This window comes from Rheinheimera sp., assembly GCF_020217005.1.
GTDB lineage: Bacteria > Pseudomonadota > Gammaproteobacteria > Enterobacterales > Alteromonadaceae > Pararheinheimera.
Genome location: NZ_JAIWOI010000154.1, coordinates 1 through 10,000, shown reverse-complemented (window position 1 = coordinate 10,000; position 10,000 = coordinate 1). Strand labels below are relative to the sequence as shown.

General features: G+C 46.6%; 6 protein-coding genes and 1 riboswitch. Of the genes, 2 read left to right on the top strand and 4 right to left on the bottom strand.

All coding sequences use genetic code 11. The features are described 5' to 3' along the window. The coding region (locus tag LDL40_RS07550) for a glycoside hydrolase family 18 protein (RefSeq protein ID WP_300994644.1) at positions 1-1,274 on the bottom strand (1,274 nt) is incomplete at its 3' end. A 240-nt stretch (positions 1,275-1,514) separates the two neighbouring features. Here LDL40_RS07550 and LDL40_RS07545 point away from each other — a divergent pair. Beyond that, entirely contained in the window at positions 1,515-3,212 is a 1,698-nt protein-coding gene (locus LDL40_RS07545; protein ID WP_300994642.1) for a Zn-dependent hydrolase, read from the top strand. A gap of 59 nt (positions 3,213-3,271) precedes the next feature. On the opposite strand, the gene LDL40_RS07540 is transcribed toward LDL40_RS07545, so the two are convergent. The 3 genes from LDL40_RS07540 to LDL40_RS07530 are packed head-to-tail and all read right to left on the bottom strand — an operon-like array spanning position 3,272 to position 7,904. Then, positions 3,272-6,118 (bottom strand): ATPase, encoded by a 2,847-nt coding sequence (locus tag LDL40_RS07540; RefSeq protein ID WP_300994641.1) that lies wholly within the window; start codon positions 6,116-6,118, stop codon positions 3,272-3,274. Next, positions 6,111-6,659 carry a hypothetical protein gene (locus LDL40_RS07535; protein WP_300994640.1) on the bottom strand — a complete coding sequence of 183 codons (549 nt, stop codon included), beginning with the start codon at positions 6,657-6,659 and terminating at the stop codon, positions 6,111-6,113. The genes LDL40_RS07540 and LDL40_RS07535 overlap by 8 nt, the downstream gene beginning before the upstream one ends. Continuing rightward, positions 6,660-7,904, bottom strand: a complete 1,245-nt coding sequence (locus tag LDL40_RS07530; protein WP_300994639.1) for a hypothetical protein — start codon at positions 7,902-7,904, stop codon at positions 6,660-6,662. Positions 7,905-8,040: 136 nt separating this feature from the next. Between LDL40_RS07530 and nhaD the strand changes: the two genes are divergently transcribed. Continuing rightward, positions 8,041-9,288 (top strand): sodium:proton antiporter NhaD, encoded by a 1,248-nt coding sequence (gene nhaD / locus LDL40_RS07525; RefSeq protein ID WP_300994638.1) that lies wholly within the window; start codon positions 8,041-8,043, stop codon positions 9,286-9,288. A 439-nt stretch (positions 9,289-9,727) separates the two neighbouring features. After that, positions 9,728-9,901, top strand: a riboswitch (Lysine riboswitch). Positions 9,902-10,000 lie beyond the last annotated feature (99 nt).

Below are 10,000 nucleotides of genomic sequence, written 5' to 3'. Positions count from 1 at the left end.
TGGACAGAGGCTATACAGTCGAAGCTGATCAAGGTACCGACGGCTGAATTCCACAGAGCACAGGCTTTGGCTTTATCATCCCAAACTAAATGAAAACCATGTGCTGCAGCACCCTGGCTTCTGTCCAGATACTGAGTTGCTATCGTTTTGTAGTCGCCGCTGATTTTATTCGCGTCGTTGCCACTATCAGCCGTGCCGGTAAAAGGATTATTGTCTTTGTAATGACTGACTTTACTCCAGCTTCTGCCATACATAGCGACGCCTAGACTGATTTTTCCTGCAGGTACTTTACGGCTCAGTAAATAGTGTACTGCTTCATTCGCACTGGAACCGGGCCTGCGGGAGTTTGGATTGGCATATAAGGCACTATGATGACCAGGTACAGAGTCCCATTCTCCATAATAGTCATAGGTCATCAGATTGATGTAATCCATAGCAGGGTAAGCCGTTTCCCAGTCGATCAGTTTTAACTTTTGCACGCTGCCCGCCATGGCCGCTGTGAGCTGATAAGTGCGGCCGGTTTCATCACTTAGACTATTCATGGCCTGACGTAAATCACGCATCAGTTGCGCAAAACCAGCACCATCCTGCTCAGTACCTAGTGTTGGGTTTAAGCCGCCGCCACCCGGAAATTCCCAGTCGATATCCACACCATCAAAAAAGTCATAGGTTTGTATCATCTGAATAATAGAGGCAACAAAAGTAGCCCGCACCTGTGCGTTGGTCCCGATGCTGTAGAGTGGATCAGACAAAGTCCAGCCGCCGACAGAAGGCAATATCTTTAAGTCTGGATGGGCTTTTTTCAGCCGGTACAGTTCGGCAAAAATACCTTTGAGCTGTTGTTTGGTTGTGTCTCCCGGGTAGGGACGTTCTAACGCCGCAAATTTGTCATGCACTACGACAGTGAAGTCTGGTTTGCCAGCACATTGCGCTGCAAGCTTGCTGTAACTTTGTGGGTCAGCCTGCTTTAGCGATTGGTTGGGGCCACAGATCGGAATAAAAGCGTAAAAAACGTGGGTCAGGTTCTGGGCTGGAATATCTGCTACCTGGAAGTCCTGTTCATATGTACCCCACTCAACAAAATAAGCTCCGACTAATTTCCCACTGCTGTTGACGTAAGGCCGATTCTGCTGTTTGAGCTGTTGTGGGTAACGGCTTGTATCAAGAGTGTCCGGGGCAAAAACAGGGGAGGCGGATGGTGAAACGACAGCCTCTCCCCTGGTCAACAGGCAGCTTAATACAAACAGCGCCAAAAACATTGAAAGTTTGGTCAAAAGGGATGGAACATTTACCTCAAACAAAGTTGATGCCACCAAAAGTCTCCGCTATCAGAGCGCAACGAATGTCGCGATTTGACTAAGTTTTACGCTATTTTGGTACAAAAGCAAAAGGATTGCTACGTTGTCTGATACAGCTTTGCTCCAGAAGCAAGTATGATAACCTGCGTTAAGATAAGCAGCCTTTACATGGGTTGCACTATAAAAAGAACTGACTAAATTTCATGAGGTACCCAAATGAATTACAACAAAATTATGCTGGCGTTAAGCTTTGGCGGCGCTTTGGCTTTAACAGCCTGTAAACCTGCACCAGAGCAAGAGACCACTCAACAGACTGCTGCTACTGAGCAACCGGCACCTGTTGCATCAGCAACTTCATTAGTGGCTGGCTTTGAAAAACGCCTGGATATTTACCGTACTGTGGATTTAACCGCTGATTTATCCACTGTGTCGGCTCAACATAAACAAATGCTGGGCAAATTAATTGAAGCCTCCGAAATCATGGACCAGTTATTCTGGAAACAGGCCTTTGCCGAAGATAAACAAAGCTTTTTAGGCAAAATAACGGATGCCAAAACCAAAGCTTTTGCCGATGTAAACTACGGCCCATGGGACAGATTGCAAGGCGATGAGGTGTTTTTAACAGGCTATGCCGCCAAGCCTTTGGGCGCGCAGTTTTACCCGGCCGATATGAGCAAAGAAGAGTTTGAAAAAACTGACTTTGCCGATAAAAACGGCCTCTATTCTGTGGTTCAGCGTGATAAAGATGGCAAGTTAGTGGCTGTGCCTTATTCACAAATCTATAAAACTGAACTGACAGCGGCAGCTGAATTATTAAAACAAGCTGCGGCTTTATCGGAAGACAAAGACTTCGCCAACTACCTAACATTGCGCGCTGAAGCCTTTTTAAATGACAACTATCAGCCGTCTGATTTTGCCTGGATGGCGATGAAAACCAACCCTATTGACTTAGTGATTGGTCCTATCGAAACTTATGAAGATCAGTTATTTGGTTACCGCGCCGCTTTTGAAGCTTATGTACTGGTGAAAGATTTAGCCTGGAGTGAGCGTTTAGCTAAATACGCTGCCACTTTGCCAGCGCTGCAAAAAGGCCTGCCGGTGCCAGAGCAATACAAAACTGAAAGCCCGGGTTCGGATGCCGACTTAAATGCGTATGACGTGATTTATTACGCGGGTCATTCCAACTCAGGTGGTAAAACTATCGCGATTAACCTGCCGAACGACGAGCAGGTCCAATTGGAAAAAGGCACACGCCGCTTGCAGTTAAAAAATGCGATGCAAGCCAAGTTTGAACATATTATGTCGCCTATCGCAGACTTACTGATCGCACCTTCGCAGCGCCAGCATGTGACTTTTGATGCCTTTTTTAACAACGTGATGTTCCATGAAGTGGCGCATGGTTTAGGTATTAAAAACACCATCAATGGCAAAGGCACAGTGCGTCAGAGCTTAAAAGAGCTGTCAGGCGGGCTGGAAGAAGGCAAAGCCGATATTTTGGGTTTGTATATGATTTCCCAGTTGTCAGAACAGGGCTTATTGCCTGATGCCAAAATGGAGGATTTTTACACCACCTTTATGGCCGGTATTTTCCGCTCGGTGCGTTTTGGCGCCTCCAGCGCGCACGGCAAAGCCAATATGGTTTGTTTTAACTATTTTGCCGAGCAGGGCGCTTTTGTCCGTAATGACGATGGCACCTATCAGGTGGATTACGTCAAAATGAAACAAGCCATGACTTCCTTGTCGCAGTTGATCCTGACCTTACAAGGCGATGGTAACTACGAAGGTGTGGCGTCATTGATGGCCGATAAAGGCGTGATTAAAGAGCAATTAGCCGCAGATTTAGCCCGTTTAACCACGGCCAATATTCCGGTCGATATTATCTTTAATCAGGGTAAAGCTGTGTTGGGGCTTTAAGTTCAGTTAACAAAAAAAGGATGGCATGGCCATCCTTTTTTGTTTTCGCAGGTATGCGATTAAGCCGGTTCTGCTGCCGCTGAAACCTGTTGTTCAATTTCACCAGCCACCGGGATTTTTTCACATAAAATCCAGTCTTTTTCATCGACCCAGTTTTGCGCACCACCAGCGACAGTGCGGATTGGCACTATATAACGGCAGGAAGTCTGAGGTTTCACCGAGGCAAAGATAGGCACAAAACCAAAGTTCAGTGCAGTTTCAATCAGCGCCTGCTGGTTATGCGGGTCGATGTCGGCTGCTTCGTCGATGTAAATTGGAATACGGTATTTACCGCGTTCACGTTCAGCCAGCAACTGACGGATGAACAACATACCGCACAATAACTTAATGGTGATACGGGTACCGTTGGAACCTGCAGAGTCAATTTTATCAAAGAACTCCACTTCACCAGCGCGGTTCACCACTTTAAAGCGGATATCAAACAAGTCAGATAAAGTTAAACCACCTTTTTCGCTGGCCGCCTGAATTAAATAGTCTTTCGCCGCCTGTACTTCACGCTCATTGCTGCTGGCATTTGGCGCTAATAAATCCAGCGTATCGCCTTGCTGATAAGCTTCTGAGGTGGTCAGGATGGTATCGATATGGCCAACCAATAAAGCCCGGTCGACAATTTCAATTTTAAAATCCTGCAGGTTGGAAATTTGATGACGCCAGATGCCGCGGTTAAAGCTGTTAAGTTCGCGATGCAGACGGTTTAAGTCATCACGTAAACCTTTGAGCGTGGACGCAACTTCAGTTAATGCCACCCGGGCACGACGTTCAATGGCTTCACGTTCTTTGTCCAGGTGATGGAAGGCGCTTATGAGTTTCTGGAACTTCAGCTCCTCATCCGATTCAACTTCAAACTTGGTAATACCAGCGTTAAATATAAACAAGTAGGTATTTTTGATATTGACGTCTATCAGTTTCAGTTCGTTACACTGCTTGTTAAAGTCGCGTAATACGTCGGCTAAGTTGTCAAAATCCAAAGTCACTTCAATAGGGTAAGGTGTAACTTTACCGGAGTAGAAATCGAGCTGGAAGTCGATACGCTCTTTTTTCTCCTGCTCAATCCGCTCGGCCTGACGTTTAATTTGTTCCTGCTTGTTCGAAACTAAATTACGACGATCCGACAGGGTAGAGGCCTTATGCTGTACTTCAGCCAATTGCTCTTGCAGCTTGTCTTCTTCAATTTCCAGTTCGGACTGCAGCGCCTGCTGCTCATCGCTGATTTCCAGCATCTGCTGGTAGCGGCCAAACTTTTTGATGTCTTCTTCGGCTTGTAACAGATCCTGATACAAACGGTCTTTTTCGCGGGTTTTACCGGCCAAATCACCAGCCACAGCCAGCTGCTGCTCCAGCGTATGCAAGGTTTGCTGCAGTGCGTCAATTTGCTCTTTCAGCTGGATTTTGTTCTCCAGGCTATTTTGCTCAACAGGCTGCAGGTGGTGCAGGTCGATCACCACACCTGGTAAATGCAGTTTGCCTTGTTTAAAGCAATCGGCAATTTTCTCCAGCTGCTCTGAAAACAGCGCATCGTCCAGAATTTCGATATCACCGCCACCTGTGGTGGATAGCGATAATAAATCCGGATTCAGAATGCGGGTGATTTGCTGCACTTCCGGCAGGCTCAAGTCTTCGCGCAAACGCGAATACAGGTTAAATTCCAGGTTTTTCAATTGCAGTTTTAAGCTTTGCAGCTGCTTGGCGCTTTGGCTTTTCTGGTGTGCCAAAGTGGTGGCATTGACCTGACTGGCACCTTGTAAGCTGTGGCTTAACTGCTCGTAGGCTGAACGTATATTGCTTAAGTTGGTCTGCAAGGTGGCTTCATTACTTAAGCTGAATTTTTGTGACAGGCCATCAAATTCGCCAAACCATTGCTGCAATTGCTGCTGACGGCCAGAGAGTTCTTTAATTTGGCCTACATACAAACGCTGCCGTTCTTCCAGCTGATTTTTTTCGGCCAAAAGACCGGTCAGTTGCTCGTTCAGAAGCTCTTGCTGATCGTCAAAGTAGCTGTGGAATTCAGTTAAAGCCACGTCCAGCTTAGGCGCATAAGTGGCTAAACGGCCTTTGAGCACTGAGCGGTTGTCGAGCAGGCTTTCCAGCGCGGTAACGGCTTCCTGCTGGTTTTCCAAAGCTTTGAGTTCACGTCTGTCTTTATTGACCTTTTCAAAGGCGTTGTGCCAGACCTGATAAAAATCGACCTTAGGGTCGCCTAAATGCCGGGCAAACACAGGCAATAACAGCCGTTTGACGTCCTGCGCTGTTAAGCGATGCAGGTTCAGAATACGGCGGAAAATATCTTTGTAGACGGGGGCATCAGACACGTTCGCCAGTGGGATCATCCGAAGGTTAATACGGCTGTCAAAAGGTGTGGCGCCGCCCGTCAGCATGGCGTTCAGTTCAGACTGTTTTAATTCAATAGGATCAAAACCTAAACCACGTAAATGATGGTCCAGCTTGTTGTAGCGCACATAACTTTTACCATCTAAATAATGGTTTAAGTCCAGTTTGCCTTTGTAGCAAAAATACTGGAAAGCGTAACCGGCAATTTTACCGCGGCCTGCCACACCAATCACCACTGGGCCGTCGGGCAAATTGGCTTCCAGCAAGATGTAACTTTGGTCTGTGCCGAAATAAAACTTACGGGTTTCGTCTAAGTCGTGGCCGTCCCACTCCGTTAAACGTAAATCGTTAATCAGCGGGAACTGCAGGGCGTTGATCACCGAACTTTTACCCGTATTATTCGGCGCGCAAATGGAGGATGAATCATCCAATGGGATCACACATTTGGCATAACCAGCAGTGTTGAGCAAAGCTAATTTAGTTAAGCCATACAGCTCTGATTTATTTGACTCAGACATCAGCTTGCTCCTCTACTACAGCGCTGTGATCCACATCCATTAACGCATCTAAATAACGATATACAGGCGATAATAATTTGATCTGATCACCGCTTGGCCTTGCCAAACCATAACGTAATAAGCGGTTGGATATTTCACGTTTCATGTCGGTCACTGAGAAAATTTCCAGTTGTTCGAATAAATGGTATTGCTGCTGCAACAACTGGCCCCAGATTTCTGTGGTAATTTCATGTTCAAATAAAGCCCGCAGCGGGTCCTGGCCTTTGTCGGCATAAAACTCCACCAAGGCAAATAAGGTCAAGGCAAACAGCCGGGAAATTTTACCCATGCTGGCGGTGGCATCATCCACTTCAAAATAAAAGAAACCACGGCTGTCGCGTTTTAATGTATTACCCAGAGCGCCAAACAAAGCAGTGTATGAGTCTTCCTGCTGATCCAGTTCCTGCCATAAGGCAAAATCCTGTTCGCTGATATGGTAACCGTTCGACAGCTTTTTGCTGATCTCAGCCAGTTGGGTCAGTTCATCTAAGTTTAATTGCATTTATAAAGTCCCGGCTTCGCTGCTTTGGAATGGGTGTAAGGTCAGCTTATAGCCATTGAGTGTCAATTCTGTGTGCTGTTCGCTGTGCTGTAGTGTCAGCTCATCCGAGCGTGATAACTCTTGATATAAAAACAGCAACTCATCTACTGGTAATTCAGGGTAACTGTCGGCCAGCCAACGGCTTAAGTCAGGCAGTTTTTTCAACGCTTTGGCTTTGTGCACTACATCTTTCAGTTCAGGCACCTGCATCAGCATGCTGTGATTGCTGAGTATTTCCTCAGGTAGCTGATAAGCATCGTGTTCGTACTGACAAAGTTCGGCCATATAACTGGTGATTTGATTAGCCGAGCCTAAGGAGAAACGCTGGTTGTCAGAGCTGATAGCTGGAACTAATGGTTCTAACGTCAGATCTATGCCTTTTTTCCGCATCTGCCCTAATAAGAAACTGGCGTTACGGGACAGCAATGTATTGCGGCGCAGCTCGTCACGCAGTGGCATCAATAAGTCAGCACAACGGCTTAAACTTTCACGGCCGATCTGATTCATTTCAATCAAGCGGGTGCGCAGCTGGATCAGGGTTTCTTTTTCGGTATTGAGGGTGCCTGTCACTTCAATCATTTGCAGCAGGTCGCTGAGCATAGTTTCCACCGCTGAGACTGTCAGCTGGAAAGGCCCATTGATATCGACCAGTGCTAATACCGGGTCAATGTAGTCATCAAAAGCATCCATCACGGCCGCATAACGCCGTGCCAGGCTGAGTTTACCTTCGTCCGCTTTGGCGCGTTCCACTAAAGATAAAATCGCACTTTCGTTTTGGCCAAAATGTTTCAGTACCTCACGGATACGTTCGTCCATCACTCTGGCGAAACGGCGTAGCTCGCTGCTGTCACGGCTTTGCGCCGCTTCCCGCATCCGCTCGCATAGACGCTTCAACTCCAGAATGCGGCTTTCAATATCTGTGGCAAGGCCTAATTGCTGTTCCTGCATCAACTGCTGGGCAAACTCCAGTACGGAGCGATTCAACTCCAGTTGGCTGGATTTGGCCAGCGGGATCAGAATTTCCAGTTGCAACAAACGCTGGGCTTCACGGAACACCTGTTCACTGCTCATGCCCTGGTTATAACGCAGGATCAGGTGTTGTACATCCTGAAAGCTGAAGTTGCCGCTGGCACTACGTTCGACCAACTGCTCAATGACAGTCCAGTGCTCATCTAAGCAGCGGATAATTTTACGTGGCGCTATCATTTGTCCTTTCTTTTCATGCTTATCATAAATATTTCACAAATGTGACTTGCCAGGGTAGAGGCAACTGGCATGGGCTGCTAGAATACGGCCCCGCAAATTCCTTCCTTTTCCTCAACAATAAAGCTGGTACTACATCATGTTAAGCGCAGTAATTTTGGCTCTGGTGGCAATAGCCTTTGTGATGATCGTTATAGAGGATATTATCCACGTAAACAAGGCAAAAACGACACTTTTTTTCGGTACTCTTTGCTGGATCCTCGCTTTTATTTTTCCTATGCACGGTGCTACAAGTGCCGAAATCAGCGAGCAGCTGAATCATAACTTATTAGAAATAGCTACTTTGTGGTTATTTTTGATGTCAACTATGACTTTTGTCGCTTATCTCAATAGCAAGGGCTTTATCTCTCAGGTGGTACAACGACTGTTACCTGCGGAATTATCTGAGCGCCGACTGATGTTTATTATCGCGGTTTTTGCATTTGTTTTTTCTTCTTTTGCTGACAACGTCACCGCAACATTGGTGGCTATCGCAGTGATTAGCAGCATTAAGCTGGAAGTGAAAAAACGTATTCAGTATGCCACTTTGATTATTTTTGCCGTGAACAGCGGTGGCGTGTCTTTGATTACTGGTGACGTCACCACTCTGATGTTCTTTTTAGCTGGCAAAGTGACCATAGCTAACTTGCTGTTGTTAATTTTACCTTCGTTATTTGCCGTAGCCGTTTTGGCAATTTTGTTATCCCGCAAAATGAAAGGTCGTATAGTTCTGGAAAAATCTCCTAAGCCTATTGAAAAGGCGGATGTGATTATCGCTGCTATTTTTGCATCCACTATAGGCTCGACGCTGCTGTTTAATATTCTGTTCCAGATCCCGCCTGTACTGACTTTCCTGTTTGGGTTAGGTGTCATGTTCCTGGCGGCTCAGTATTTGCTGCGTAAAAAAACCGGTGTGAATATTCTGAGCTATATCCGTGAAGTTGAGTTTGATACCTTATTGTTTTTCTTAGGCGTTTTACTGCTGGTTGGTATTATGAAAGAAATTGGGGTACTGACCAATATCACGCATTTGTATCAATATTTAGAACCTATACAGGCCAATTATCTGATGGGCGTTTTATCAGCCCTGATCGACAATGTGCCTTTAACTGCCGCTTTATTAAAGGCAGATTTAACTATGACCACAGCGGAATGGCTGACTTTAACCTATGCCACTGGTGTGGGAGGGTCTATTCTGATCATAGGTTCAGCGGCCGGTATCATTGCTATGAGTAAAGTAAAAGAGCTGACCTTTGGTACTTACTTTAAAATGGCGGGTTACCTGTTGGGCTGTTATAGCCTTGGGTATGTCAGCGTGTATTTTGTTGGCCAGCTAGCTTTGGCTTAACGGCAAAAACTGTAATTAAATTACAGCTTTTTTGAAAAGACGGCTAAACGGCTGTTGCCTTTTGTAAAAAAGTCACTTAAGCTCAGCGCCGTCAATCATACGTGATTATGAGATACCTGACGTAGTTGGATCGTAGGGGCGGGGTTTATCCCCACCCGTATAATGCAGCTTCAAGTACGGCGGGTGTCTACCCTAAGTAATTGGAGTTGCAGCGCGACGACAAGTGCGCGAGACCCCAGGAGCATAGTTGTCCTATGTGACTGGGGCGACGGTACGCAGTCAACAAAGCTGCAGCTTCAAAAACGATGGGGAGTATACCCTAAGTAATTGGAGTTGCAGCGCGACGACAAGTGCGTGAGACCCCAGGAGCATAGTTGTCCTATGTGACTGGGGCGAGGGCACGCAGTCAACAAAGCTGCAGCTTCAAGTACGACGGGTATAGACCAGAAGAGGAGCGTTAACCAGGTAGAACATCTCAGGCTGCTACAAGCCGCAGGATGTTTGAGGGGGATTAACGCCGAGAACCAGATGCTGTAGCGGCGGCTGGTTCGGTTGTTAAGGCTGAATCCTTACGACTGTCACCTGTTTTTTGTGGTGGAGAGCTTCTGGCCTTTGTGTGTCTGTGATCGGCTGTTTGCAGCATCCCGCCTGCATGACAGCTTTATTTACTGCCTGCAAATGCCATGCTCTGCCTTATGACTTTTTGAATAAG